The following is a 26,873-nucleotide window of genomic DNA, read 5'->3' on the forward strand; positions in this document are numbered from 1 at the left end:
CTTCATTTTTTAAGTGATGAAGAAAAAGAGAACCTGATTTTAGCAAATTTTGAAACTTATTTTTATCATATATAGAAAGATCTAATATTTTAGAATCAAAAATCACACCCATAATTTCTTTGATTTTCCCTTCATCCGAAGATGATAGACTATGTTGTGTCAATATAAAAATATCTATATCTGAATATTCATTCTTCTCTTTTGTTACAGACGAGCCATATAAAAATATAGCTTCTATTTTTTGGGTTAATTTATTTTTTTTAATCAATTGTTCTAATTCATTTATATTACACTTCATTTTACTTTTCTACCTTTCTATATAGTGCTGATGTATATAATGCAAAACTTACTAACCCTAAATAATTTTCTATTAGTATAAAAAAATCAACAATTAGGTTATCTGTAGAGGTGCTATTAAGAATCCAAGAATTAGCACTTAAGAAAAATGCTTCAAATATACTTTGATCAAGTATCCATAGATATACTCCTGCAAAAATAAAAATACAACAGCACATAAATCTAAATATTTTAGATACTTTTATTCCATATCCCCAAACAATATCATTTATATATGATAACATTAATTTAAAAAATACACATTTCTTGCTTAATTTCCTTCGCTCCATTTCTTCGTTATAATAATTAACATTCTGATATAGCACATCGTTACTCTCTTTTTCTTTTCTCCATCCCAAAAAAGACTTATATAATTCCCTCTCCTCTTTTTTTAATAACAAAAGTAATTCGTCTGCTTTCTTTGTATTTCCTTGTTGTAATTCGTTCTTATATAGAGATTTAATAAGAAACAAAGCTAAATTAGGCTGATAAGGTTTGCTTTTTAATATGTTTTCATAATCAATGATACAATTTTCAAACCGAACGTAATTCAACAAGCAATTTTCAAAAGAGGCTTTTTGTAAATTAACATTTTCAAATATAGTTCCTGTAAAATCTACATTTTTGAATCTAGTATGCCTTAAATAACTTTTATCACATATATATGAATATTTAATTTCTGAATCCTCAATACTACACTCTTTCAAAGTTAAATTCTGAAAGTTATACTTTTCTAATTGTACGTCTTTTATTTTTTTTATATGATTCCCCCCATAGTTTTCAATAGTTTTTGTTGAGTTTGCATATTGCCTGAAATCCCTCTGAAGTTCTTCATTACCTACTATTTCTCTATCTACATCATTCTGTTCTATTTCATCATTATTTTTTTTCATTTTTATCATCCTCATAATTTATTTAAAATACTTTAAATATGTACATAATACGATATTAACTTTGAGTGCATAAGAAATATTAGTAATATACCACTCTATACGAATGCAACTATCTCAATAATTATTATTCTATTAATAGTAATTAATATTGGTTTTGACCATATATTTAAGCTTGTCATATGACGCTTTATCTTACCCACAAAAATATTTAATTATTTTAAGAATCACTAGTATCCAGCTTAAATTTTAATACATTGAGATTTAAACGTAAAGTATATTTTTTAGCTAACAGATGATATCCTAACAGGCCATCAAGATACATTCAGTTAATATTTAATTTAAACTATATATACTTGTTTTTTCGACACAAATATCCCCCCGAAAATTAGAATAATTTACTCTAACTTTCAGGGGGAATATAACTTATATTACTTATAAAATTTAGGCTCTTCAACATTTAGTGTTGGTCATCATAAAGTCAACACATCAGTAACGGAATAAATCGTTTGATTTTATCTACTCCATAAGATAGATAAAGTTGAGCGGTTTTTTCTATTTTATTATAAATATATCACTGCTGATCTGGTTTATCAAAAGATATTCTTATTTATGGAATATATCTTATCCAGAGGATAGTTTAGGATGGCTCATCAATAAAGTGTCTAAAGGCTAAAATAAACGTAATCAATTTAGCTGTGTTGTACTTAGATAACCGTTTATTAAGTATTATACGGCAGCTTTTCTTGATTTTGTTTTTAGGTTATTCATGATCAGGATGCGGTTGGATAAATTTTCAATATTACGATAGCCACATCCATTATGAGTCATACGTTTAATAGTATTATGGGTCCCTTCAATTAAGCCATTTGAATATGGGCTTTCTATGGCATTGGTTAATAAATGACTGTATTTCTTAAGGGTACGGAGTGATTTGCGCATAAACGGAGATATACCTGACCAATTTGTATGGATTAGTGTACTCATAGCGACACCATCACGTTGATCAACAGCCCGCATAAAGCATTGATAGACCTCCCACGTCCGTTTTAATAGTTCATCGTAGGCAAGTAATTTATCAACAATCATTTGTGCGGTAAAATAACCGAATAAATAATACAGTTTATAGTCTGTAAATGAGATATCTTTTGATTTTAATTTAAGCATTTTTCCATACCGTTTTAACCGGCGGTATCGTTTTTGATCTGTGTTATTTCCTTTTTTAAGGCGATTCATCACCTTAATTCGGGTACGATCTAAGGCACGAACCATCAGTTGGACGAGATGAAATCTGTCTAATATGATCGTGGCATTGGGAAACAGTTCAGGAATCATATGAATATATCCTGCATTTAAATCAGTCGTTACGGTCTGGACCTTTTTTCGTTCTTTCAGATTGTACCGATTGTAAAAATGATCTTTAATATCTTTTATCCGACGATTGGGTAGAATACCTAAGATATTTCCTGAATCATTATCTATATAATCAAATGCCACTGTTTGGTTGCGATAGCGAAATTCATCAATCCCAATATTACTAGGTAGTCGTTGTCCATATCCTTTATATTTAAGGACCTCAGCATTACAAATGCGTTGAACAGTTGCCTCACTAATATGACATAAACGAGCATTTGTCGTTTTACAAATTGTTTCTCTCGAGAGGTCTAATGATTTTCGTTTCACTTGATTGGCGATATAACAATATTTATCGACCACTGAGGTTTGAGCAATGAAAGTTTGCCCACAAGCCTTACATTGAAATCGTTGCTTTTTCAGCACAAGATAACGATTCTTTTCTAGGCCAGATAATGTGATTCGAGAGGTCTTTGTCCCATATTTTATAATGATGGATCCATCATTTTTAATGCCACATTTACAGCAACCTTGAGGCTGATACGTCAACGTTGCATAAATAATCTCGTTAGGACCGGACGTTTTAATAGGATTTTTTTCAATTAGTTTTATATTTTCATCTTGAATACCAATCAAATTTAGTATAGAATTAGTTTTAGACATGTGAGATTTCTCCTTTAATTTTGGTTTAGTTGACTTTATTTTAAAGGAAATCTCGCATGTTTTTTAGTTTAATGCACAAAAAGGTGCTAGCGAGGAAAATCCTCACCAACACCAAAAGTTGTAGAACCATAATTTAAAGCTATTATTGGCTTTGATATTTTGAAGTATTTATTCAATTTTCCCCAATTACTCAGTGCTAGGGGGCATCAACCATTGAAAATAAATCATTTCCCAAAAATATACTCTATTCCCACTCAATGGTTGCAGGTGGTTTGGAGGTGATATCATAGACGACGCGGTTAATGTTCTCACATTCATTGACAATCCGGCGCGAAATGACTTCGAGTACTTCATAGGGAATGCGCGCCCAGTCAGCTGTCATGCCATCCACTGATGTGACACCGCGGATACCAATTGTATAGTCGTATGTTCGGCCGTCACCCATAACACCGACTGACTTGAAGCCAGGTAGTACGGTAAAATATTGCCACACATCACGGTCAAGGCCAGCTTTTCGGATTTCTTCACGCAAGATCGCATCACTATTACGGACAACTTCCAGCTTCTCTCGCGTTACCTCACCAAGTACACGAATACCTAGGCCTGGTCCTGGGAATGGTTGGCGCCATACTAAGTCACTTGGCATGCCTAACTCTTCTCCTAACGCACGAACTTCATCCTTGAAGAGGGTATTCATCGGCTCAATTAAGTCGAACTGCAGATCTTCAGGCAATCCACCGACGTTATGGTGTGATTTGATTGTCTCAGCCGTCTCTGTCCCACTCTCAATAATATCGGTGTACAGCGTCCCTTGCGCTAAGAACTCAATGCCGTCTAATTTATCCGCTTCTGCTTTGAAGACTTCGATAAATTCATGGCCGATAATTTTACGCTTCTCTTCTGGATCACTAACTCCCTTAAGCTTATCTAGGAACTGCTCTTGTGCATTGACTCGAATAATATTCAAGCCAAATTTCCCTTCTAAGCTACTCATGACTTCATCGCCTTCGTTTTTGCGCAACAAGCCGTGATCGACAAAAATACAGGTCAGTTGGTCTCCAATGGCTTTGTGCAACAAGACACCGGTCACAGAAGAATCTACTCCGCCTGATAGACCTAGTAAGACTTGCTTGTCTCCTACAAGTTCACGGATTTTTTCTACTTGAATATCGATAAATTTGCCCATATCCCAGTTCGCAGATGCGCCACAGATATCTAACGCAAACTGACGAAGCATATCCGTACCATGATCAGTATGTTGCACTTCTGGGTGGAACTGAACCCCGTAAAGTTGCTTCGCTTGGTGAGCCATTGCCGCAATCGGACAGTGTGGATTAGTTGCCGTTGCATCGAACCCACTTGGCAATTCTGTCACCTTATCTCCATGACTCATCCAAACCGTCTCATTATCGGACAACCCTTGGAAAATACCGGACTGCTGACGGATTTCGATTTCAGATTTTCCGTATTCGCGCAACTTAGAAGGTTCTACTTTTCCACCTAAATTACGAACCATCAGCTGCATACCATAACAAATTCCTAAAATCGGAACATCTAATTCCAAAATTTCTGGATCGATATCGAACGCGCCCTCGTCAGATACGCTCATCGGTCCACCTGAGAGAATAATACCGACAATATTGCGCTCTTTCAACTCAGCAGCCGTCACCCGATGACTCAACAATTCAGAATAAACACCTAGCTCCCGAATTCGACGGGTAATTAATTGATTATACTGACTCCCGTAATCTAATACGACAATCGTTTCAACTTGCTTCAATTCTTGCTTGCTCACACGAACACCCCTTTTATATTTTTCAGTTATACGAATCATATACCCTATTTTAGCATTAATGTTCGGTAAGTGATAGTAAAACCGCAAGAACTTCTCTAAAAACGTGTTTAGAGAAGTTCTTTTAGCCGGTATTTTATCCCAAGGAAATATCTTCCGTTAATTTTTGGTATACTTCATCATCAATATTCTCTTACGCTGTTGGTAGTTCAAATAATTATATGGTTTCTTTTTTTATTCGTTGGATTGATAGCCTGACTCCCAAGCCGAACCAGATTATATTGGCAGTCATAAAGACCAATAATTCTGTCGGCGTCATTGGAGTCAATTCGCGTGTTCTAAATCCAACTGTCATTTGTGTATAAGGATACATCAATCGAATAATTTCCCCCAAGTTTCCAACAAAAAATAATGCAAATCCCGAAAAAGATCCAGCTGTCGCAATCCCCACTGCAGTTGCGAGGCTTCTGAAGCGAATGTATATATACGATTGTATCCCTATTAACCCAACTGTTCCCACAGTTCCTAACACGAACCAGTGGATAAATGTTAAGAGCGATATGTGGGCAAATGATAACCCATCAATCATAAGTACTGCACCTACAAACACCATACAGACCACTACCTGAAGTGCCGCAATGACAATAAAGATAGATAATAATTTAGCTAGTAATGTTTGGCCTACACACATATTATTTGCTTTCATAAATTGCCAGCCCTTGCGTTCATCTTCACTAGTTAGACTTTGGGCAACAAATAAACTCACGACTATCGGAAAAAATAAAGAGCCATGCCATATCGTCGACTGTTCCCACAGCAATGACATGCCTCTGTCTAGAGGCAGTTCGTAGACATACGACAACGTGATAGAGATAGCCACTATTGAGGTAACTGCTATAAAGACCAATCCGATGGCGACTAATATCCTAGTATCTTGTTTGTTCCATTCATTATATAAAAATTTCATTGTCGTCTCCTTTCATCATTACTTGATGCAGAACCACTCCAACTACAATATATACACCCGCTACTATGATGATATTCAACCAGTTCAGATCGGTTACCTCGACATTAAACGATTCCTCTAGATGACTCATCTTCATCGGCATTAACCCTTGCAGCATTGCCCACGGAATAAATAACTGCATATTACTAGGGATATTAAATGACATTAATCCCACAAATGTGCCTAACAACCCACTGCCTAATACAATCATTTGATTACTAAAATAAAAAGATAGACTCATATAAATCACAATGAATACACCTGACACCAATTCGATGGCACACCAGAAGTATAGCCAGTACGCACTAGATAATGCTACTCCCTTTGACAAGCTAAACATAATACATCCAATCAGGAATAAGCCATTCATTCCACTAGCAATCAGATGGGCATATAATACTTTCCATCTATAAATTTGCCCGATTGTTAGACCGCTTGACTTTAATAAGCTAAACGTGCTCCCAGCGTGTTCATGACTTGTCAACCGCGAACACAGGACTGACATCGCTATAGGTAAAAAAAACCCACTTATCATAAAACTAGTATAGATAAACTCCCCCGCTTCTAAATAAGCATCCTGCCTAAGTGCCATGAATAGCCACGTGCTTAATAATAGATAAATCATTCCTATACCCACATATGAATAGGTTCGTTTGGCTTTAAAATACTCAACTGATAACTTGTTCATTGATCGCTTCTCCCTTCGTCAGTCTTAAGAAAATAGCTTCTAGATTTTCAGACTCATATTTAAATTCGTAAATAAACAATCCTTCTGATATCAGATGTTTTAACAATTTCCCGGCAATTTCTTTGCTCATCTTCGATAGCGTCACTTCATCGTTACGGAAGGATCGGATACTTATATCTTCACTGAATTGTCTCACAGCATCCTCTAGTACCTCTCGCACTAAAAATTCCCCCTTTATTGTCACCCACTGTTTCTTATCAATTGTTTCTATAGCATTCTCATAAATGAGTTCACCATGATTGATGATGCCCACACGATCAGCTGTTTGTTCAATTTCTGATAAGATATGACTTGACAGCAATATAGTAACGTTTTGCTCTTTAGATAACTGTTTAATGAGTTCTCTTATTTCGTGCACGCCTGATGGGTCTAGTCCATTCGTCGGTTCATCTAAGATAAGGACTTCTGGATCTTTTACTAATGCTAGTGCCAATCCTAGTCTTTGCTTCATTCCCAGAGAATATTGTTTGAGCAGTTGATCCTTTGCTTCAAACAACCCCACCCTCTGAAGCGTCCGTTCAATATTAATAGCTGGGAACCCTAAGATTTTTTGCATGAGTTGCAAATTTTCATAGCCGGTTAAATTAGGATAATACGACGGTTCTTCGATTAAAGAGCCAATTTTATTTAAATAATCCGTCTGCGTCCCTAACTGCTGGCCAAAGATGGTCACGTGACTGTGATCTGGCTTTACCAATGATAATAATATTTTCATCATGGTTGATTTTCCGGCACCGTTTGGCCCTAGGAAGCCATAGATTTCCCCTTTTTTGATATGGATATTTTGAACATTTATGGCGACTTTTTCATTATATGTTTTCTTGAGAGCATTAATTTCAATAACATGCTGCATATTAACCATCCTTTTATGTTTACTTTTATTTGATAGATCCTTTGTTGATCTATTTCTACTATACCTTTTCCTTCTTAACGCATCCTTACACCAACCTTACAGGAACCTTAAGATTTGTTTTTGACAAAAATTCCGCAATATTCTGTGCTACAATAAAGTTAAGTTGAATGAAAGCGAGAGTGATGGTGTGATGCAAGTGAAGTCTTTCTCCAATAAACGAATATTGATCGTTGATGATGATCGAGTACTCCATGAGTCCACGCGGGAGGCTTTGAATACACAAGGGTTTTTCAATATTGATGGGGCGTATACTTACGAAGAAGGCATTCAAAAAATTGAAACAGGTACGGTGGATTTTGTGATTTTGGATATTATGTTGCCGGATGGAAATGGCTATGACCTAGCAACATACGTGCGCGAATTTTCTGATATACCGATTCTGTTCTTGACTGCAAAAGATACCGCGGATGATGAAGTGAAAGGATTAATGATCGGTGGAGATGATTATTTAACAAAACCATTTTTGCCGAAAATGCTAGTCGCACGGGTGCAGTCTCTGTTGCGTCGATCCTATCTTAATGAAAAGCGTATCGTTGAACTTCCGGACAGAGTGATTGACTTTGATCAGGCAGTCGTTACACATGGACAGGAGATTATGCGAATTAGTCCGACTGAGCTGAAGGTGCTTGAAGCACTGATGCATCGTCCTAATCAAATTGTCTCTGTAGATAGCTTGTGCCAAAGCGTCTGGGGCATTAACCACTTCGGTCAGGAAAATTCACTTATGGTTCACATCAGGCGCTTGCGTGAAAAAATTGAACAAGATCCCTCTAATCCTGAAGTCATCTTAACCCTGAAAGGTCTCGGTTACCGGCTAGCGTTAGACGAAGGAGGTCTCTAACATGAAGCACTCTCTCTGGCGCAATATTCAATACTTCTTCCTCGTCTTAGTGGGAATTATCGTATTCAACGTGATTTTATTGGGGACACTTGTGCAATATAACGTCCAAGATGAATCAGCTACCGAAATCTTAGCGGCAACTGTGCGTGAAGTGAGCCGAAACGATGAGACCTATGTATTATCTGAAGCCGGCCAAACCTTATTGCACGAAAATAATATTTGGTCCATCGTAATTGATCAAAATACTGGAGAAGTAAGCGGAACATTTGAAACGCCCGCAACTCTTCCAGCGCAATTCTCACGAGTAGATATCCTGCAATTTTCCCGGTTTTATTTAAACGATTATCCTGTATTCTCACATATACTGGATTCTGGAGATATCTTAGTCCTTGGCTTCCCGAAAGATAGTTATATCCGTTTTACGGCTAATTATTGGCAACAATCTTTTCTTAAAAAAGTCCCGTTTATTATTATGGGTATTATTAGTGTTAATTTATTGATGATTGCGGGGTTATATCTGTATACACGCTGGCGCATAAAGAGCAAGCTGGACCCCATTGTTGATGGTATTGAGGCACTTCCAGATGGCCTGGACGATCGTATTCCTCACATTAGTGGACTAGAAACCATTACACAGGCCTTGAATAAATCAGATCAATTACTTAAAGCTAGTCAACAATTTCGTCAGCAGTGGCTTGCGGGCATCACCCACGACTTAAAAACTCCGCTATCTGTTATTTTTACCTATGCCAATTTACTAGAAGGTCGCACAACCCACCCTAAAGATAAACGCTGGCTCCAAACTATCCAAAAAGAAAGTTGCTATATTGAAAATTTAATAAATGATTTAAATGTAATCAATCGGCTGCAAAGTGAGACTTACAAAAATCAACTAGAAGATATTGATGTGGTTGCTGCAACGCGAGAATTTATTGTGGAGCTAATCAATATGAATGCTTATGACTTATACACCTTTCAGTTCAATGTTGATCATATCGATTACCCAATTTATGTGCGAATGGAACGTAAGATGTTTGACCGAATGCTCCATAACCTAATCTATAATGCGATTAATCATAATCCACAAGGTTGTCATATTCGCATTTCTATTCAACCATTTGATCACTTCACCCGGTTGTCTGTCCGCGACAATGGTACAGGGACCTCAGCTGATCGCTTACAAGAGGTACGCTCAAGGCTCAACCAACCTGATATTCTAACCGCTCGAAACAGTGGCATTGGCTTAATTGTCGTCAACCAAATTGCTACAATTCATGGTGGGAGACTTGACCTGGCTAGTGAACCAGGACAATATTTTGAAGCTATTACTACCTTAGAGTCCGTTAATCAGTAAAAAGTGGATTCCTATGTTACGCTTCTTGCGACGAAATCTAATGTATCCATTACAAGACTCCATTGTTAGGAGATATTGTTCGGCAGTTAACTGATCGGGAAAAATTTTTAAGGTAATTATGGAGCGATAAGTCGCTTGACTCGGAAGTGGGTATGAGTTGATTGCAGGGCATTAATAGCTTATAATTCGGAAGTATAAAGGAGTGGATATTGATGGGATTATTAGTAGATGGTGTGTGGCACGATGAGTGGTACAACACGGAAGATAATGATGGGAAATTTATTCGAGAAGATGCACAGTTCAGAGATTGGATCAGTAAGGATGGTAAGTTTCAACCGGAAGCTGGGCGCTATCATTTGTATGTCTGCCTAGCATGTCCTTGGGCATCACGTTGCTTAATGATGCGGAAGTTAAAAGGCTTGGAAGAGATTATTTCACTTTCAGTCGTTAATCCTGTGATGTTAGAACACGGCTGGACATTCGAAGATGGGCCGGGTGTAATAGCGGATCCCATTATTGATGCCGATTATATGCATGAAATTTACACCCATGTTGATCCGACCTATTCAGGGCGCGTTACCGTTCCGGTCCTCTATGATAAAAAAACAGACACAATCGTCAACAATGAATCATCCGATATTATTCGCATGATGAATACCGCCTTTGATGAAATCGGTGCAACACCAGGGGATTATTACCCAGCAGACTTGCATGATGAAATCGATGATATCAATGACTATGTGTACGATCATGTGAATAACGGGGTCTATAAAGCTGGCTTTGCAACCGAGCAACATGTCTACGAAAAGGAAGCCCAAAACGTCGATGATGCTCTGGCCAAATTAAATGACCGCTTGGAACATCAAGACTATCTCGTTGGCGATCAACTCACGGAAGCGGATATCCGTCTCTTCACTACATTGATTCGCTTCGAACATGTTTATTTCGGGCACTTTAAGTGTAACTTGCATCACTTAACGGAATACCCGCACTTATGGGAGTATACGAAGCGGATTTATAACTATGAAAATCTGGCGGATACCGTTAACTTCGATCATATCCAGACACATTACTACAAGAGCCATACGATGATTAACCCCAACCAAATCATCCCTGCTGGCCCAGACTTAGATTTATCAGTTAGCGAATCAATCTAAACAAACAAAAAGCCCGCTCCATTACTATATCCGTAATGGAACGGGCTTTTTAATGATTAGTATTCATCAACTTCAATGTGACTAATATTTTTTAGGTTTCTAATAGACCGTACTTGCCGTCGTGACGCTTGTAGACAATGTTCGTGCTCTCTGTCTCTGCATCTTCGAAGATAAAGAAGTCGTGGCCTAACATATCCATCTGCAAGACAGCTTCTTCGGCATGCATTGGTTTCAAGTCAAGTTGCTTCGTGCGCACAATCTCGACACCTGCATCGCTCTCTAATTGTTCTGTCTCTTCACCATCAAGCCCTTCTACATGTGTATCGAGTAGATCCGGATCGACTGGTTCTGGTGCTTCAACTGTTTGGCGACGTTGACGACGATTTACTTTTGTTTTATATTTACGAATTTGTCTTTCTAATTTATCACTCACTAAGTCCACACTACCGTACATATCCGGTGATGTTTCCTCAGCTCGAAGCACTACATTGGGGAGAGGAATGGTCACTTCAACTTTTGCCGTTTTGTCAGAATACGTCTTCAAATTAACATGCGCATTCGCTTCCGGCACATCTGTGAAGTACTTCTCAACTTTACCAACCTTCGCCTCTACATACTCGCGAATTGCGTCGGTAACCTCTATATTCTCTCCGCGAACGTTATATCTTAACATAGTACTACACCCTTTCTATTATCTTGCCTATCTCAGTAAACGTTGGCCAACCCTCAACCATTTACTGTATCTTTATTATATATGTTAACGCTTCAAATTTCAAGGCAGAGCCCTTTTTCCTTTTTATCGAAAAATCGACAGGCTTCCTATGTTGTTGACACCGGCGTTCAGTAAGGCTTCTTTAGCATGATAAATTGTCCGGCCCGTTGTGTAGACATCATCAATGAGTAAGACGGCAGGTGGTAATGAAGATCGCTTCGCTTCTCTTACTTGAAAGGGTTGCTTACTGCTGAGACGTTCTTGTCTTGTCTTAGAGGCTTGATTAGGACCCGATCCGACATGTTCTAACAGTGCTTCGTAAGGTTGGTTCAGTGTATCTAACATCACATGAATCTGATTAAATCCTCGCTTAGCCAAGCTGGACTGGCTGCTTGGAATAGGCACTAAGGTGTAGTTAGAAAAGTGCGTGATGATTAATTGCTGGAGTGGCTCTCTAAATACTTGTCCATACCGCACATCCCCGAGTCGCTTGAAGGTATGCATCCACTCCCGAGCAAAGTCATTATACGCATACAATGCCCGGTGATTGACGATCTGTTTTGGGAAGTGCTGTAGCCATCCCTGACAGTCCGAACAATAGCCTGCCTCAGTCATCTGTCGCCAACATCCGGGACAGTTATGTGTCGTCAATAAGGGAGCAAATTGATTCTGACAGGCAGAACACAGCATGCTTTTGGCTGGTTTTTTTAGTAGGAAGATGTGCATTAATGTCGGACGTGTCGTTAATTCCGTTCCACAATGTAAGCACGTATCAGTCATCGTTTATCAACCCTCGCTTCCGTGCCAGTTGATTCATAGTCTTAATTTGTTTAATCGCGCGTTTCATCGCTTTTGTCCATTGAGTGTAGTAATAGATCACATCCCCTGTTGGAAACTGTGGGGAACGTCCGGCACGTCCAGCAATTTGAACTAAAGAGGATTCCGTAAAAATACGGTCATCACTACCTACAACTAATACATCAATATTTTTAAAGGTGACGCCACGTTCTAAGATGGTTGTACTAATGAGGAAGTCAAGCTTTCCTTCCCGCATCTTGAGCACCTTCTCCTTCCGCTCAGGATCACTCGAATAGACCACTTCGAACATTGCTTCGGGGAATGTCTCTAGCAGCTGTTGTTCCCACTTAAGCACCCACTGGATATTCGGCACGAAGACAAGGAAGCAACGGTTTTGATTAAGGAGCTCTGTCATTCTTCTCAAGATTATATTGGTCGTGCCGTTAAGTAGCGCAGTCTCCCAGTTCCCACAGCGCTTACCGACCGGAACGGGCAAAGGATGGGCATGGTAGCGTGCTGGTAGAATCGTGGCCAGTAATTCACCCCGCTTAACTTGACGTTGCATCGTCTGGTCCGGTGTGGCTGATAGATAAATGAGGGCTGATTCTGGCTTGCGGGCTTTTTGAGTAGCGGTTTGGAGCGCTCGATCATTATGATATGGGAACGCGTCAATCTCATCGATAATAAGCACATCGAACGCCTCCTGGAAGCGAAATAATTGATGCGTAGTAGCAATCGTCAACTGCCGATATTGATACGATTCTTCCACGCCACCATACAGAAGTGCAACTGGTTGGTCCGGAAAAGCTGACTGCAAGCGCGGAGCCAACTCCAAGCATACATCTACTCGTGGTGAAGCTAACCCAATTCGCAAGCCCTGCTGGAGGGCATAATCAATTCCCTTAAATAACATCTCGGTCTTCCCCGCTCCCGCAACTGCCCAGAGCAGTCGCGTCTGGCGTTGTTGAATAGTCTCGATAATATCCTGAGCGGCCGTTGCTTGTTGCTCAGAGAGTGTTCCTTGCCAAGCGAGTTGCGAACAACTTAGCAAGGGGAATTTATTCGGTTCTGGCACATGATAGAAGGTACTACACCGCTTCACCTTGCCCATCTGCAGACATTGGGTACAATACCCACACGCTGCTTCCCCACAAGTTAGACAATAATTAGGCTCGATCGGTTTCACCACACTTTGGCAACGCCGGCACAGCCATTTTCCTCCTTGTTCAATCACGCCAGATAACGTCTTAACGTCTGCCTGTGCCAGTTCTGGCCAATACTTCTCGGGAATCTCTTGCTTTAACAGTGCACGTCCGTATAAGTAATCCATCATCTCTCCCCCCCTCATCTATTAAGTACACTATAATGAGAAATAATGGTTTTAACATCAAAAAAACACAGAACTAATAGCGTTAAGCCTTGAAAGTTCTGTGCTTCTGTCTCTATTAAAATAATATATTCTCTTACTCACGATTCGGGTCAATCGTCCAAGTAATGCCGATAGCTCCTTCACCAACATGAACACCAATTACAGGCCCAAAGTAGCTCATATGAAAATCAATCTCGGGATAAGTTGCTTGTAGTTCTGTTAACAATTCTGTGGCTTCTTCATCCGCTCGCGCATGAACAATGGTTGCTTGCAGTGGGTAATCTACTTGCTTAACAGCTTCGTCAAAGTCGCGCTTAATATGTGCTATCGCCTTTTTCTTTGTCCGTATTTTTTCTTTGGGCACAATTTCGCCTGCTTCAAACGTTAAAACCGGCTTAATTTTCAAAAAGGTTGCCATGCTGCCCGCAAATTTTGAAATGCGCCCGCCCTTAATTAGGTTGGTCAAGTCATCCACAACGAATAAAGCATTCGTACGGTCAATCATTCGTTCTAATGTTGTTAAGATTTCGTCCACCGAACACCCTTGCTCAGCCATCATTGCTGCTTGAATAACTAATTGGCCTTGCGCATAAGTTGTAATCTTCGAATCAACTGCGTATACTGTTGCTTGCTCAATCATTTCACCTGCACTCTTAGCTGATTGGTAAGTCCCCGAAATTTGACCGGATAAATGAATGCTAATAATACTATCATGGGTCTCTGCCAACGATTCATAGAGTGAGATAAATTCCCCAAGAGCTGGCTGGGAACTGGTCGGCAATTCCTCTTCCTCGCGCATACGCTCATAGAACGCATCTGTCTGTATATCGACCGTTTCTCGGTATGTCTCCTGACCAAAAGAAATAGACAATGGTACTGTATGAATGGTATATGTCTGTTTATCTTCTTCACTCAGATAAGCTGTACTATCTGTTACAATTGCAATTTTAGGCATTTCTACTGCCACCTCCTCACATTACTATTTAAAGATCTCTTCATTTCTTGTACAATAGGATAGATGATCCTTCTACTATTATATACTAACTAGTCAATTTTTGAAAAGGTGAACGAAATGAAAAATTATCAAACAATCAAACAAGCTGGTAGTCACGAGATTGAAATTAAAAAATCACGCTTTATTTGTGCGCTCAAACGAACAACTAACGAAGACGAAGCGCAAGTTTTTATTGATAAGATTAAAAAAGAACATTGGAAAGCCACGCATAATTGTTCGGCTTACGTTATTGGTCAGAATAACCAAATCCAGCGTGCGCATGATGATGGTGAACCCAGTGGAACAGCGGGTGTACCGATGTTAGATATCCTGAAAAAGCGTGATTTAAGAAATGTGACCGCCGTAGTGACGCGTTATTTTGGCGGGACAAAATTAGGAGCAGGCGGACTTATCCGGGCATATGGCGGTGCCGTGAATGAGACTATTGATGCGTTAGGTGTTGTTGAACGCAAATTATTACAACAAATTTATTTAGAAGTGGATTATACCTTAAGTGGTAGCTTAGAGAATAAATTAAATAATTCTGACTTTATCTTACATGATATTCAGTATACAGAGGTTGTCACCTTTGAATGTTTTGTTGAGGTTGGGGAAGTTGATAGCTTTAAAGAAATAACGACAGAATGGTTGAATGGTAATGGGGAGTATACATTAGGAAACGAAGCGTATATAGAAGTAGATGTCCCTTCTTAAGGGTAGAACAGACGAATGGAGCGATAGGAATGATTTTATTACAAGCGTCGAATGTAGCACGACATTTTGGGGCAGAAATTTTGTTCGATCAAGTGAATTTAGAAGTGAAGAGCGGTGCGCGGATTGGTTTAGTCGGGCGCAATGGAGCGGGTAAATCTACACTATTACACATCTTAGCTGGGATTGAAGAGCCGGATGAAGGTCGCATCTCCAAGCGCAAAGACTTAACGGTCGGCTTCTTAGACCAACATACCGGCTTAGAATCTGAGCGTACAATTATGGAAGAGATGCTGGCGGTCTTCGAACCCGTTATTGAACTCGAAAAAAATATGCGCCGAACTGAAGAACGGATTAGCCAACTTGATCCGGCTAGTGAAGAATATCAAGACGTGATGACACAATATGACAACATGCAAGTTCGCTTCAGACAACTTGGAGGATACAGTTATCAGAGTGATATCCGGATGGTATTACACGGTTTTCGCTTCTATGAAGAAGACTTCGACAGGCCTATTAACACCCTCTCTGGTGGTCAGAAGACGCGTCTCGCCTTAGCTAAATTACTTCTCGAGAAAAAAGACTTACTCATCCTAGACGAGCCCACGAACCACCTTGATATCGATACCCTCTCATGGCTTGAAAGTTTCTTGAAAAATTATCAAGGTGCCTTACTCATCGTCTCACACGACCGTTATTTCTTAGATCATGTCATTACCGAAGTCTATGAAGTCAGCATGCAAAACGTCCAGCACTTCCCGGGTAATTATTCAACTTATCTTGATCTAAAGGCCGAACAAATCCAAAGACAATGGAAAGAATACGAAAAGCAACAGAAAAAAATTAGTGAGATGGAAGATTTTATCCAAAAAAATCTTGTCCGCGCTTCAACAACGAAGCGAGCGCAATCACGCCGTAAAAAACTCCAAAAAATGGATAAAATTGAAAAACCAGAGGAAGATAACCAATCCGCTTCTTTTTCCTTCCAAACTGAACGCTCATCTGGTGATATTGTCCTCCAGACTGATAATCTAGCAATCGGCTATCCAGCTGCACCTCCTCTCGCAAGTCATATCGATCTTGATATTCGTAAAGGCGATCGTATTGCACTCGTCGGGCCAAATGGAGTTGGGAAGACCACTTTGCTAAAGACACTAACCGATCAGTTGGCGCCTCTTGCCGGCCATATCTCACACGGAACTAAAGTCGATATGGGGTATTATGATCAAGAACAATTACATCTTAACCACCAAAAATCGATTCTAATGGAGTTGTGGGATGATCATCCACAAGTTGATGAAGTCACGATTAGAACCTTGTTGGGAAATTTCTTGTTCTCGGGTGAAGATGTTGAGAAGCGAATCGGCACATTAAGTGGGGGCGAGCGGGCTCGAGTGGCACTAGCTAAGCTGGCGATCGAACAGAACAACTGCCTTATTCTCGATGAGCCAACGAACCACTTAGATATTGATTCCAAGGAAGTCTTAGAGAATGCCTTATCTGATTTCGATGGTACCTTACTATTCGTCTCGCACGACCGATACTTTATTAACCGCATCGCGAACAAAGTCTATGAAATCAACCCGGACGGTATCACGGTCTACTTGGGCGACTACGACTACTACTTGCAGAAAAAAGAAGAGTTGGAAGCTCTTGCCAACTTAGGCCAAGATGAGCCAGCATCCTCTTCTAATGAACCATCTTCTGTCACATCAGCTACGCTTGATCGACAAGCATTAAAAGAACGCCAAAGTAAGCACCGTAAATTAACACGCCGTTCCAATGAAATTGAAAATCAACTAACCAAGATTGAAGATGCTATCGCTCGCTTAGCCGATGAATTGAGTGAGCCAGATATCTATCAAGAACCCGAACGACTGCAAGAACTCACCGATCGTACGCAAGCACTGGAGGCCCAGCAACTCGAACTCATGGAAGAATGGGAAGAACTCCAAGAAACATTGGAAACATTAGCTGTTGACTAAATAGCCTATCCAAATTTTAATTGAAAATTTTATAAAATTCCGTATAATGGAATTACTAATCACAAGGAGGATATATATGAGCTTATTGAGAGACCGTATTATTAACGATGGAAAAGTCATCGATGAAAAAATTCTAAAAATTGATAATTTTTTAAACCACCAAATTGACCCGGAAGTGATGCACGAAATTCAACAAGAATTCGTCCAGTATTTCCAAGACAAAGGTATTACAAAGGTGCTGACAATCGAAGCTTCTGGGATTGCTCCAGCGATTATGACCGCTGCTAGCTTCAATGTTCCCATGCTTTTTGCTAAAAAAACAACGCCCTCTACATTGAAGAATGAGACCCGTTATTCGACCGATATCCACAGTTTTACAAAAGATATCACCAGTCGTGTGATTATTTCCAAAGAATACTTAAGTGAAGACGATTGTGTCCTTATTATTGACGACTTCTTGGCCAACGGGAACGCTTCTCTTGGCTTAATTGATCTCGTCCGCCAAGCAGGAGCGCGCGTTGCTGGAGTTGGTATTTGCGTCGAAAAATCATTCCAACCAGGCCGTCAAGCACTAGAAGAGCAAGACATTGATGTGTATTCGATTTGCCGTATTGCATCGTTAGAAGGCAATCAAGTACACTTTATCGAAGGGCATTAATTAATGCTAGTCAAGTCATGCTATTACCTTGAAAGTAGGTGCTCTCTATATTAACGCATATTGCAGCGCTAACAATTGTGCTAGGATTATTTATCGCGCTGATCAAAACCGATCGCCGCAGCTTAATGTTTGCTGCCTTGTTATTAGCTTTTCTTGTTAGTTTGCTATTTTATTTATCGATTGTGTTTGACATCACCGCACTCTCTTCACATGCTGGATCGATAGGCTTGCCCGTCGTACTCTTCATCTCACTGGTAGCCCTTATTGCCCTCGGTCCTCTGTTGTTAATCGCTGTCTTAATTATCGAAGGTATTTTACTTATTAGGCGTCACGGCATTCGCCCAAAAAATTTGTTGTCACTACTCCTCGGTATCTATTTAATTATTAGCAATATCTTTTTTGTGCGCATCATTACTCAGACAGCTCCACCTACTACAGGGCAATATATTCATCTCTTTTTGACAATTTGTGCTGATTATTTACTCCTACTTAGCAGTATCTATGTTGTCGCTAGTTGTGTGAATTTTGTCAATCTGGTTCATGAGGATCTAAAGTATATTATTGTGCTCGGAGCAGGATTAATCGATGGACGGGTTTCTCCTATCTTGGCTGGCCGGATCGATCGTGCAATTACCGTCTATCACCGCAATCCTGACAGTCAACTCATCATGTCAGGGGGACGTGGACCTGATGAACCTCATCCCGAAGCTCACGCGATGAAGCAATATGCCCTCCAACAAGGCATCCCAGCTGAAGATATTATCTTGGAAGAACATTCCTCCAATACATTTGAAAACTTAAAATTTTCAGCAGATTTAATGACTGAAACGAACGAAATTGCCATCGTTACGAATTATTATCACTTACTTCGAGCACTAATTATTGCCAAAGAGCTCGGCATCAGCTGCATTGGCTATGGTGCACATACGAAGTTTTACTTCTCAGTGAATGCCTTCGTCCGTGAATTTATCGGCTATATTGTCTTACGAAAAAAATTATACTTAAGTGTATTAGGTGGATTAATCCTTCTCTTCGGAGCATTCGTTGCTTACCAACAACTATGGCTTTAATAAATAAAACGCGCTACAGTAACTCTCTGTAGCGCGTTTTATTTATATCCTATTACAACATCAAACCGGGCTTAGCATTCAAGCTCATATCAGCAACATCATGGCTATCCACTTTGTACTGGGCATAAGCAGCTGCCCCGATCATAGCCGCATTATCACCACATAATGATAGTGGCGGAATTAACAATTCTACATCCGGCAGACCACTTGTCACAGCAGCTTGCAACGTATCACGAAGTCCTTTATTCGCCGCTACTCCCCCAGACAACAGCAACTGCTTAACCTCTTTTTCTTTCGCCGCACGAATCGTCTTCTCCACTAAGACATCAATAACCGCCGCTTGAAAACTAGCGGCCAAGTCATTCTTATTCAACGTCTCGCCTCGCTGATCTGCATTATGCACCGTGTTAATAAATGCTGACTTCAACCCACTAAAGCTGAAGTCATACGTCTCATCATGCAACATCGCTCGCGGGAAATCGAACGTATCTTCTCCCTGACTGGCCATCTCATCAATATGCTTGCCTCCCGGATAGGGCACACCGAGCACACGGCCGACCTTATCATATGCCTCGCCTGCTGCATCATCCCGTGTCTCCCCGATCACTTCATACGTATGATCATCTTCCATATAAACCAATTCTGTATGTCCACCACTCACTGTTAAAGCTAATAAAGGAAACTTGAAGCTAGACTGGAAGCGATTCGAGTAAATATGACCTGCCATGTGATTGACGGGAATTAAGGGCAAATTATGAGCCAGCGCAATGGCTTTGGCTGTATGCACACCAATTAACAATGCTCCGACCAAACCAGGCCCATAAGTCACTGCCACCGCATCGAGCTCATCATAACTCACACCTGCTTCTGCTAAAGCATCCTCAACAATAACGGTGATGAACTCCACATGATGACGACTCGCGATTTCCGGTACAACACCACCAAAGCGTTTGTGACTATCGATTTGGGAAGCAATAATGTTCGACCGAATACGACAGCCATCTTCTACAACTGCCGCACTCGTCTCATCACAACTAGTCTCTATCGCTAAAATTAACATCTATCTTCTCCTTTTACTTACTATCTACCTACTTAACTAAACACATCATATCTTACCTAAAACTGATAACTCCCGTACCATATGAACCGCATCCTCATTAGAATCTGAATAATAACCCGCTCGAATCGTCTCCGGCTCGAAGCCTAAATCTTGATACAATCGTTGGGCCGATGTATTCGACAATCGCACTTCCAACGTCATCAGCTTAATCCCCAACGAACGAGCAATATGGGTGATTTGATTAATCAGACATGTCGCAATTCCTTGGCGACTATAACTTGGAATCGTTGCGATATTGGTAATATGACACTCACCTTGACGGAACCAGGCACTAACGAACGCAACCGGATCCCCTTCATCATAAACTACGATAAAAAGTGAATCGGGATTATTGATCATCTCATTCACTAAGGCTTGGCGATGCCACGGTGCTCGCCCCTGATAACATTGCTCTTGAATTGTAATTAATGCTGTAATATCAGATAACTGGCCAATCCGAACTGCTAAAACTGTCCGATCATTAATAATATATCGACTCGATGTTAATTGAATGGTCTCTGCTAGTGGTCTCTTAACATGCGGCCTCTGTTTAAACGAATTAATCCATGTGTTTAATTTTTTTAACATATTGATCATCTCGCATATCTCCATGATCTTGCAACCAATTCTCCTCAGCTTCAGCTAACTTCAGGTACTCCGGCACGAATAATGGAACCTCTTCTACCGGGCGCTCAGCTCCTAACCGTGCCAAATAATACGCACTCACGACTTGCCGGTGTCGCTCATCAAACTGTGCGCGCTCACCTAGCACCGCTTGAATGGCTTCCCAAAATTCAGGCACATCTTCGCCCACAAACGTTATCGGCTCATCGAACTGCGCTAAATCCGCCAACAACTCTTCAATACTGCAATGGCTATCTGAGGCGACTGCGGTCAACTTCCCAGCTGCTTCTTGGCGGTATAATCCTGCATAGACATTGCGTCGCCGTGCATTAAACAAAGGAACCACTAATGTGTTAGGGGGGTACACTGACGAAGCTGCCAGTGCTTCTAAGCTCGAGATCCCCACCAATTCACAATTTAATGTCCACGCTAACGTCTTCGCAACCGTCACTGCAATACGAATACCGGTATAACTCCCCGGTCCTTTTGCTACCACGATACGGTCTAACTCACTGGGCTGCCAATGGACTTCATCCAGTAAGGCCTCAATCGCAGGCATTAGTCCGACGCTATGATCACGTTTTATATTAATCGTCTTCTCCGCTATGAGCATCTCTTCTTCCACTAAGGTCACACTCATTGCTTTCGTCGACGTATCGAATGCTAAAATCTTCATAAAATCTCCTCTTTATAATGAATCAACAAACGCACGGAATCCCGCTTGCCCCGCCTGATCTAACTTAAAGACTCCCGCATCTTTCAAGACACGGACAAAAATATTCCCTACCTCAGACTGAACAATCTCTGTTACATTATCTGCTGTAACATCTGTATACTTCTCTTTCATCCGCTCAAGCCATGGTTGATGAATCTCTGCCACTTCCACCGCTTGACCCAATAGCGCATCTTGTACAGCTTGTAATTCAGACTTCAAGCGCGGTGGCAAAATTGCTAAGCCGAGCACTTCGATTAAGCCGATATTTTCTTTCTTAATATGCTGTACATCTGGATGTGGATGGAACAACCCTTCCGGACAGTCCGCCGTTGTACGGTTATTGCGCAACACCAAGTCCAAGATAAAGCACTCACCATCACGTCGCAAAATCGGGGTCACCGCATTATGAGGCGTCCCTTCCGTCTGAGCTAAAACATCCAATGCTTCATTACTATACGCTCGCCACTGCTCAATCACATAACTCGCAGCCTCTACCATTGCTTCCTTATCCGCTGACTGCAAGCGAATAACCGACATAGGCCAATCCACAATCCCGGCCTTCACTGGACTATCTTTCAACTCAAATTCATATCTCATTACCTGCTTATCCAGTGGGAACGTATAATTCCCTCCTTGATAATGATCATGTGACAAAATTGACCCCCCAACAATTGGCAAGCCCGCATTCGACCCGACAAAATAGTGAGGTAAATACTCCAACACGTCGATCAAATTACGAATCGTTGCCCCATTAATATTCATCGGCCGGTGTTCTAATGAGAAAAAGATCGAATGCTCATCATAATATGAATAGGGTGAATACTGAAAGCCCCACTTATCACTACCATCTTCTCCCAGACCAAAACGAATCACTCGATGATTACTACGCCCCGGATGCGCAAGATGCCCATAGTACCCTTCATTTTCAATGCACAGCTTATTCACCGGATAATCTGAACTAGCTTGCTGTGCTAGTCTGATTTCTTCAGTCGTTTTTTCTGGCTTCGACAAGTTAATCGTAATCTCAATTTCACCAAACTCCGATGCATGGGTGAAGGCAATATTTTTGGCAATTTCCCGTGTCTTGATATAATTGGTCTGCTGACTCAACTGATAAAAATAATCAGTCGCTACTTGCGGACTCTCCGCATGCTTCTCCCAAAATGTCCGGTTCACCTCTGAAGGTAGCGGAGTCGTCGTATCCATCAGCAAAGCTCCGAACGTATCACGATCTGCTTCACGATCAGCAATAATCTCTGCTTCTACCGCATGCTGAATCAACTGATCTAAAATATCTAACCGACTCACCGGCAAAGGATCACTCGGCTCGACTGGCTGTAATTCATTTAATTCAAATATATGCAACAACTTATTCTCTGTATAGATCCGATCTAATGCATTCAACGTCCCTATCTCAATACTCTTGGCTACGAAATCTGTTATTAATTGTGAAATAGTCGTCATATTACTCCCCTTCTCTCTACTCACGTCCCTATCATTTTATCATAGATTCAGCTAATAGCCCATCTATTGCCTTATCCTTCCAAAAATTAAACATGACCGCCGTATTTCACTCAAATTTCTCTCATTAAAAAACATATTTATTCATAAAATTATCATATTTCCTTTAATCATTTATCTTCTTATCCCCCACCACTAGTGCTATAATGAGGATAATCGCGTTAAATTGAAGGTCTATAAAGGAGCATGTGCAATGTTTACCATATTCTATGATCCATATTTCTACATAGTCTTAATTGGTGTCGGTATTTCGACACTAGCCAATCTATACATCCATCTGACTTATAACAAATACAGCCAAGTTGAAGCCACTAGTCAACAAACCGCTGCTATTATTTGCCGTCAACTGCTCGACGTTAATGGCCTCACTGATGTGCGCCTCGAAGGGATTCGTGGAGAATTAACCGATCACTATCATCCTGAAGAAAAAACCTTGCGTCTATCCGAAAGCACACGACATTCTAGCTCTGTGGCAGCGATCGGAGTAGCCGCTCACGAAGTCGGTCATGCCTTGCAAGATGAGACTGATTACACCCCACTTAAAGTCCGTTCTAACCTCGTTCCAATCACGAACTTCGGACAAATGGCAGCCATGCCCATCCTAATTCTCGGTGTCTTATTCGGCCAAAACAGCGGACAGTACTTAATTGCCTTTGGACTCTTATTATTCTCACTAACCTTAATCTTTCAGTTAGTTACTTTACCGGTTGAATTCAACGCCTCCAAGCGCGCATTAGCTATCTTAGACGAACAACAAATATTGAATCGACAAGAACTCCAACAAGCCAAAAAAATACTCATTGCAGCAGCGCTCACATATGTTGCTACCGCAACCGCTTCCTTCTTAAACATCCTCCGCTTATTTATCCTAAACAAAAACCGCCGCTAACTTTAGCTATCTTTTAAATAAAACAAACTAAAACACATTGCATTGGGCAATGTGTTTTTTAATTATCAGATAATATGTATGGTAGACAAAAAGAAAGCCAAGACACTTCGGCGGGTTGGCGGGGAAGTGCCTTGACTTTCTAATCATATTATAGCACAACTTAGAAAAAAGTCAAACAAAAATTGGAATAATTTGAATACTCTCTCTTTAAGTCGTCATTGTGAATATTTTGTTATTTTACACTAAATTGCGTATAATAAAGATATAGAAAGCTATTGGCAGATTGTACTGTGCCTGGCATTCTCAAAAATCAAAAAATAAGAAATGGTTCTGTTATATTTCTTATCATTATAGTAATCACGTTGATTCCATCTTAAACATAACGGCATACATGTAGCTAAAATTGTTGCTAGTTTTAATTAATTAAATACAAGCTAATTCCGTAAGTAATAGCGTACAATACAAAGGACGTTAAAATCCATTTACGCAATCCCCTAACATCAACATCGTATACCCATCGCTGGGTTAGCCAATAAACTCCTAAGATTAAAAACACTGCTAAAAACAATAGTGACACAAAAAATAATGATTCTTTCATTTTTCAACAACTCCTTCTTATTATTTTTAAGCTTCTATTTTGTTATAAATCGTGTTACATATAATAATGGTCACTGCTATCCAAATACCATGAATAAGCAATAACATACTTAATGGACTATCCCCTTTATAGAAAAAGGCAATTTGTAAAAACGGAATTATTTGAGCAACTGCATCTACTATTTCTAAAAAATATCTAATTTGTGCAATAATTAATGGAATCACATAGCCTAAAAAGACAAATAATCCTGTCGCAAAAATTTTATTGCTCAACACTAACTGTAAACTATATAGTATTACACTAGCTAAAATCATAGTTATATAGATACAACACATCATTATTATAAACTCTTTCACAGTAACTAGATCCAGTGAGTCTTCTGCCCCTGGAGCGCTTTCTAACAGCAAAGTAGCCGATATGATACTAGACACCGAATACAATACTAACATAATTAGTTGGATCATGTTAATATAAAATAAATCAGAAAAATATAGAATATTTTTTGTAATCCCTGATGACAAAATTTGTCGTTCAACGTATTTAGGTTTCACTGTATTCGCACAAATAACAATCGGATAGGCTAAGTAAAAACCAACAAGTATTAACATATATAACACGTATAAGCCAAATTCTTTTGTCAACGGCTCCGGTTGCTTGGGAGAAATCATTGAAAGAAAAGCTGTTGTAGCTATCGGAAATAAAATTGTTATGAAAAACAATGCGATGTACATTCGAATATGTTTGATTCGGTATAGTTCTGAATAGATATATTTTTTCACCATAAGCTTTCTACCCTTTCATTATTTCTAGATAATAGTCTTCTAGTGTCACTTGCACTTCAGATATATCGTCAATGAGCTCTTTTTGAGACAATTGTTCAATAAATTGACTTGTTTCAAAATTTTTAACCAATTTTAGCGTATTCTTGTCGTCAATTGTATAATAATTCGACTGTAATACCGTGTCATTTATTAGCGCTTCTATATCTTGTATTCGGTCAATATTCACTTGGTAAAACGTTCCGATATTTTCATTTAATTCTGATTTGCTGATATCTTTTTTGATCTCTCCACTTTTGATAAATACAAATCGAGTGGCGATATTGTAAAGTTCATTTATATTATGGCTACTAATCAACATCGTCAATTGCTCTTCTTTGTTTAAAGTTAAGAGTAAATTTCGAATATCGATAATCCCTTGAGCATCCACTCCATTTGTGGGCTCATCCAAAACCATAAATTCAGGATTCCCTAACAAACACAACCCTATAGCTAATCGTTGTTTCATCCCTAATGAATACTGTTTAAATTTTTTACGGTCATTCGATAAACCGACTCTTTCCAGTATATCCTCGATAATATGTTGATCTTGAATCCCTCTTTGAATGCGAAAATATTCTAAATTCTTATATCCAGATAGATAATCAAAGAACTCAGGTGTTTCAATCAAATTAGTTTGACGATTGGTCTCCCACTCAAAAGTTCCGGTACTCGCTTTAGTAATACCACTAATAATTTTCATCAATGTCGTTTTTCCCGATCCATTATTTCCAATTAATGCGACCATCTCACCTTTCTTTATCTCTAATTCCACATCTTTTAGTGCATATAGTTCTCCATATTTTTTCGAAATTGATTGCATACTTAACATCTTTTATCCTCCTTTTTAGAAAAAACACACGCTATCTTAATTACACCATGATAGAACTAGTCATTGATTTTCGAGTGGAAGGCTCTTGATGCTCCTTCCACAAGAAATTTATAATTCTTTCATTTTTTAGTCTTATGATAAAATTTGATCGCAAGTGATATTGTTCATTTATGAGCAAATGGTAATTAATATAACTAGCTAGTCTATTGTTTCTACTATGTAATTGTAAGTTATCCAATTATTCTTCAACTTTCAATTAAATGATATTTCAAATATGAAAATTACTCAGGTTAGTTTCAGCAGAAGAATTTTAGGTATTAAAAAAGGAATGACTTACAATGAGCCACTCCTAAATGAGCCACTCCTAAATGAGCCACTCCTAAATGAGCCACTCCTAAATGAGCCACTCCTAAATGAGCCACTCCTA

25 protein-coding genes are annotated in these 26,873 nt (G+C 39.6%); 8 read left to right on the forward strand and 17 right to left on the reverse strand.

Annotated elements, in window-relative coordinates; translation table 11 throughout:
- From HMPREF9703_RS07910 to HMPREF9703_RS07940, 7 genes are all read right to left on the reverse strand, one after another.
- On the reverse strand, nt 1-298 hold a 298-nt coding region (locus HMPREF9703_RS07910), incomplete at its 3' end, for a nucleotidyltransferase domain-containing protein (protein ID WP_004636920.1).
- Nucleotide 299: 1 nt separating this feature from the next.
- Nucleotides 300-1,229, reverse strand: coding sequence for a pentapeptide repeat-containing protein (locus tag HMPREF9703_RS07915; protein ID WP_004636922.1), 930 nt, complete (start codon nt 1,227-1,229; stop codon nt 300-302).
- A gap of 726 nt (nt 1,230-1,955) precedes the next feature.
- Complete coding sequence (locus HMPREF9703_RS07920) at nt 1,956-3,242, reverse strand: ISL3 family transposase (protein ID WP_004635951.1); 1,287 nt, start codon at nt 3,240-3,242, stop codon at nt 1,956-1,958.
- A gap of 244 nt (nt 3,243-3,486) precedes the next feature.
- Nucleotides 3,487-5,037 (reverse strand): glutamine-hydrolyzing GMP synthase, encoded by a 1,551-nt coding sequence (gene guaA / locus HMPREF9703_RS07925; protein ID WP_004636924.1) that lies wholly within the window; start codon nt 5,035-5,037, stop codon nt 3,487-3,489.
- Nucleotides 5,038-5,251: 214 nt separating this feature from the next.
- Nucleotides 5,252-6,001, reverse strand: a complete 750-nt coding sequence (locus HMPREF9703_RS07930; protein WP_004636926.1) for an ABC transporter permease — start codon at nt 5,999-6,001, stop codon at nt 5,252-5,254.
- The gene (locus HMPREF9703_RS07935; RefSeq protein ID WP_004636928.1) at nt 5,985-6,728 is read right to left on the reverse strand and encodes an ABC-2 transporter permease family protein; all 744 of its coding nucleotides are present in this window, start codon (nt 6,726-6,728) and stop codon (nt 5,985-5,987) included. The genes HMPREF9703_RS07930 and HMPREF9703_RS07935 overlap by 17 nt, the downstream gene beginning before the upstream one ends.
- Nucleotides 6,709-7,641: an ABC transporter ATP-binding protein gene (locus HMPREF9703_RS07940; RefSeq protein ID WP_004636929.1), complete on the reverse strand. Its 933-nt coding sequence runs from the start codon at nt 7,639-7,641 to the stop codon at nt 6,709-6,711. Before HMPREF9703_RS07940 ends, HMPREF9703_RS07935 begins: the two co-directional genes overlap by 20 nt.
- Nucleotides 7,642-7,831: 190 nt before the next feature.
- Here HMPREF9703_RS07940 and HMPREF9703_RS07945 point away from each other — a divergent pair, with 190 nt between their 5' ends.
- From HMPREF9703_RS07945 to HMPREF9703_RS07955, 3 genes are all read left to right on the forward strand, one after another.
- A complete protein-coding gene (locus HMPREF9703_RS07945; RefSeq protein ID WP_004636930.1) occupies nt 7,832-8,542 on the forward strand; it encodes a response regulator transcription factor in 711 nt (236 codons plus the stop codon).
- A gap of 1 nt (nt 8,543) precedes the next feature.
- On the forward strand, nt 8,544-9,896 hold the full coding sequence (locus HMPREF9703_RS07950) for a sensor histidine kinase (protein WP_004636931.1): 1,353 nt from the start codon (nt 8,544-8,546) through the stop codon (nt 9,894-9,896).
- A 212-nt stretch (nt 9,897-10,108) separates the two neighbouring features.
- On the forward strand, nt 10,109-11,053 hold the full coding sequence (locus HMPREF9703_RS07955; RefSeq protein WP_004636932.1) for a glutathione S-transferase family protein: 945 nt from the start codon (nt 10,109-10,111) through the stop codon (nt 11,051-11,053).
- Between the two features lie 91 nt (nt 11,054-11,144).
- Here HMPREF9703_RS07955 and hpf read toward each other — a convergent pair whose 3' ends face one another.
- From hpf to HMPREF9703_RS07975, 4 genes are all read right to left on the reverse strand, one after another.
- On the reverse strand, nt 11,145-11,726 hold the full coding sequence (gene hpf, locus HMPREF9703_RS07960) for a ribosome hibernation-promoting factor, HPF/YfiA family (RefSeq protein WP_004636933.1): 582 nt from the start codon (nt 11,724-11,726) through the stop codon (nt 11,145-11,147).
- A 123-nt stretch (nt 11,727-11,849) separates the two neighbouring features.
- Nucleotides 11,850-12,545, reverse strand: a complete 696-nt coding sequence (locus HMPREF9703_RS07965; protein ID WP_004636934.1) for a ComF family protein — start codon at nt 12,543-12,545, stop codon at nt 11,850-11,852.
- A complete protein-coding gene (locus HMPREF9703_RS07970; protein ID WP_004636935.1) occupies nt 12,538-13,896 on the reverse strand; it encodes an ATP-dependent helicase ComFA in 1,359 nt (452 codons plus the stop codon). The genes HMPREF9703_RS07965 and HMPREF9703_RS07970 overlap by 8 nt, the downstream gene beginning before the upstream one ends.
- 130 nt (nt 13,897-14,026) lie before the next feature.
- Nucleotides 14,027-14,887, reverse strand: coding sequence for a DegV family protein (locus HMPREF9703_RS07975; protein WP_004636936.1), 861 nt, complete (start codon nt 14,885-14,887; stop codon nt 14,027-14,029).
- A 117-nt stretch (nt 14,888-15,004) separates the two neighbouring features.
- Between HMPREF9703_RS07975 and HMPREF9703_RS07980 the strand changes: the two genes are divergently transcribed.
- From HMPREF9703_RS07980 to HMPREF9703_RS07995, 4 genes are all read left to right on the forward strand, one after another.
- Nucleotides 15,005-15,640 carry a YigZ family protein gene (locus HMPREF9703_RS07980; RefSeq protein ID WP_004636937.1) on the forward strand — a complete coding sequence of 212 codons (636 nt, stop codon included), beginning with the start codon at nt 15,005-15,007 and terminating at the stop codon, nt 15,638-15,640.
- A gap of 29 nt (nt 15,641-15,669) precedes the next feature.
- Nucleotides 15,670-17,622, forward strand: a complete 1,953-nt coding sequence (locus HMPREF9703_RS07985; protein ID WP_004636938.1) for an ABC-F family ATP-binding cassette domain-containing protein — start codon at nt 15,670-15,672, stop codon at nt 17,620-17,622.
- Nucleotides 17,623-17,698: 76 nt separating this feature from the next.
- Entirely contained in the window at nt 17,699-18,280 is a 582-nt protein-coding gene (locus tag HMPREF9703_RS07990) for a xanthine phosphoribosyltransferase (protein ID WP_004636939.1), read from the forward strand.
- A gap of 38 nt (nt 18,281-18,318) precedes the next feature.
- Entirely contained in the window at nt 18,319-19,350 is a 1,032-nt protein-coding gene (locus tag HMPREF9703_RS07995) for a YdcF family protein (protein WP_004636940.1), read from the forward strand.
- A 52-nt stretch (nt 19,351-19,402) separates the two neighbouring features.
- Here the strand turns inward: HMPREF9703_RS07995 and tsaD are convergent, their stop codons facing one another.
- Genes tsaD through HMPREF9703_RS08015 form a run of 4 tightly spaced genes read right to left on the reverse strand, consistent with a single transcriptional unit; the run spans nt 19,403 to nt 23,252 of the window.
- Nucleotides 19,403-20,410, reverse strand: a complete 1,008-nt coding sequence (tsaD, locus tag HMPREF9703_RS08000) for a tRNA (adenosine(37)-N6)-threonylcarbamoyltransferase complex transferase subunit TsaD (protein ID WP_004636941.1) — start codon at nt 20,408-20,410, stop codon at nt 19,403-19,405.
- Nucleotides 20,411-20,455: 45 nt separating this feature from the next.
- Complete coding sequence (rimI, locus tag HMPREF9703_RS08005) at nt 20,456-21,046, reverse strand: ribosomal protein S18-alanine N-acetyltransferase (RefSeq protein WP_004636942.1); 591 nt, start codon at nt 21,044-21,046, stop codon at nt 20,456-20,458.
- Entirely contained in the window at nt 21,009-21,749 is a 741-nt protein-coding gene (gene tsaB, locus HMPREF9703_RS08010; protein WP_004636943.1) for a tRNA (adenosine(37)-N6)-threonylcarbamoyltransferase complex dimerization subunit type 1 TsaB, read from the reverse strand. Before tsaB ends, rimI begins: the two co-directional genes overlap by 38 nt.
- A gap of 12 nt (nt 21,750-21,761) precedes the next feature.
- A complete protein-coding gene (locus tag HMPREF9703_RS08015; protein ID WP_004636944.1) occupies nt 21,762-23,252 on the reverse strand; it encodes a UDP-glucose--hexose-1-phosphate uridylyltransferase in 1,491 nt (496 codons plus the stop codon).
- A 250-nt stretch (nt 23,253-23,502) separates the two neighbouring features.
- Between HMPREF9703_RS08015 and HMPREF9703_RS08020 the strand changes: the two genes are divergently transcribed.
- Nucleotides 23,503-24,198: a zinc metallopeptidase gene (locus HMPREF9703_RS08020; RefSeq protein WP_004636945.1), complete on the forward strand. Its 696-nt coding sequence runs from the start codon at nt 23,503-23,505 to the stop codon at nt 24,196-24,198.
- Between the two features lie 624 nt (nt 24,199-24,822).
- Here the strand turns inward: HMPREF9703_RS08020 and HMPREF9703_RS08030 are convergent.
- The gene (locus HMPREF9703_RS08030) at nt 24,823-25,578 is read right to left on the reverse strand and encodes a hypothetical protein (protein WP_004636947.1); all 756 of its coding nucleotides are present in this window, start codon (nt 25,576-25,578) and stop codon (nt 24,823-24,825) included.
- A 7-nt stretch (nt 25,579-25,585) separates the two neighbouring features.
- Nucleotides 25,586-26,446: an ATP-binding cassette domain-containing protein gene (locus HMPREF9703_RS08035; protein WP_004636948.1), complete on the reverse strand. Its 861-nt coding sequence runs from the start codon at nt 26,444-26,446 to the stop codon at nt 25,586-25,588.
- Nucleotides 26,447-26,873 lie beyond the last annotated feature (427 nt).

The organism is Dolosigranulum pigrum ATCC 51524 (genome assembly GCF_000245815.1).
Taxonomy (GTDB): domain Bacteria; phylum Bacillota; class Bacilli; order Lactobacillales; family Carnobacteriaceae_A; genus Dolosigranulum; species Dolosigranulum pigrum.

Coding starts and splice junctions, on each gene's coding strand:
- HMPREF9703_RS07915 (WP_004636922.1), bottom strand. CDS start 1,229: ATGAAAAAAAATAATGATGAAATAGAACAGAATGATGTAGATAGAGAA.
- HMPREF9703_RS07920 (WP_004635951.1), bottom strand. CDS start 3,242: ATGTCTAAAACTAATTCTATACTAAATTTGATTGGTATTCAAGATGAA.
- HMPREF9703_RS07930 (WP_004636926.1), bottom strand. CDS start 6,001: ATGAAATTTTTATATAATGAATGGAACAAACAAGATACTAGGATATTA.
- HMPREF9703_RS07935 (WP_004636928.1), bottom strand. CDS start 6,728: ATGAACAAGTTATCAGTTGAGTATTTTAAAGCCAAACGAACCTATTCA.
- HMPREF9703_RS07940 (WP_004636929.1), bottom strand. CDS start 7,641: ATGCAGCATGTTATTGAAATTAATGCTCTCAAGAAAACATATAATGAA.
- HMPREF9703_RS07945 (WP_004636930.1), top strand. CDS start 7,832: ATGCAAGTGAAGTCTTTCTCCAATAAACGAATATTGATCGTTGATGAT.
- HMPREF9703_RS07950 (WP_004636931.1), top strand. CDS start 8,544: ATGAAGCACTCTCTCTGGCGCAATATTCAATACTTCTTCCTCGTCTTA.
- HMPREF9703_RS07955 (WP_004636932.1), top strand. CDS start 10,109: ATGGGATTATTAGTAGATGGTGTGTGGCACGATGAGTGGTACAACACG.
- hpf (WP_004636933.1), bottom strand. CDS start 11,726: ATGTTAAGATATAACGTTCGCGGAGAGAATATAGAGGTTACCGACGCA.
- HMPREF9703_RS07965 (WP_004636934.1), bottom strand. CDS start 12,545: ATGACTGATACGTGCTTACATTGTGGAACGGAATTAACGACACGTCCG.
- HMPREF9703_RS07970 (WP_004636935.1), bottom strand. CDS start 13,896: ATGATGGATTACTTATACGGACGTGCACTGTTAAAGCAAGAGATTCCC.
- HMPREF9703_RS07975 (WP_004636936.1), bottom strand. CDS start 14,887: ATGCCTAAAATTGCAATTGTAACAGATAGTACAGCTTATCTGAGTGAA.
- HMPREF9703_RS07980 (WP_004636937.1), top strand. CDS start 15,005: ATGAAAAATTATCAAACAATCAAACAAGCTGGTAGTCACGAGATTGAA.
- HMPREF9703_RS07985 (WP_004636938.1), top strand. CDS start 15,670: ATGATTTTATTACAAGCGTCGAATGTAGCACGACATTTTGGGGCAGAA.
- HMPREF9703_RS07990 (WP_004636939.1), top strand. CDS start 17,699: ATGAGCTTATTGAGAGACCGTATTATTAACGATGGAAAAGTCATCGAT.
- tsaD (WP_004636941.1), bottom strand. CDS start 20,410: ATGTTAATTTTAGCGATAGAGACTAGTTGTGATGAGACGAGTGCGGCA.
- rimI (WP_004636942.1), bottom strand. CDS start 21,046: ATGATCAATATGTTAAAAAAATTAAACACATGGATTAATTCGTTTAAA.
- tsaB (WP_004636943.1), bottom strand. CDS start 21,749: ATGAAGATTTTAGCATTCGATACGTCGACGAAAGCAATGAGTGTGACC.
- HMPREF9703_RS08015 (WP_004636944.1), bottom strand. CDS start 23,252: ATGACGACTATTTCACAATTAATAACAGATTTCGTAGCCAAGAGTATT.
- HMPREF9703_RS08020 (WP_004636945.1), top strand. CDS start 23,503: ATGTTTACCATATTCTATGATCCATATTTCTACATAGTCTTAATTGGT.
- HMPREF9703_RS08030 (WP_004636947.1), bottom strand. CDS start 25,578: ATGGTGAAAAAATATATCTATTCAGAACTATACCGAATCAAACATATT.
- HMPREF9703_RS08035 (WP_004636948.1), bottom strand. CDS start 26,446: ATGTTAAGTATGCAATCAATTTCGAAAAAATATGGAGAACTATATGCA.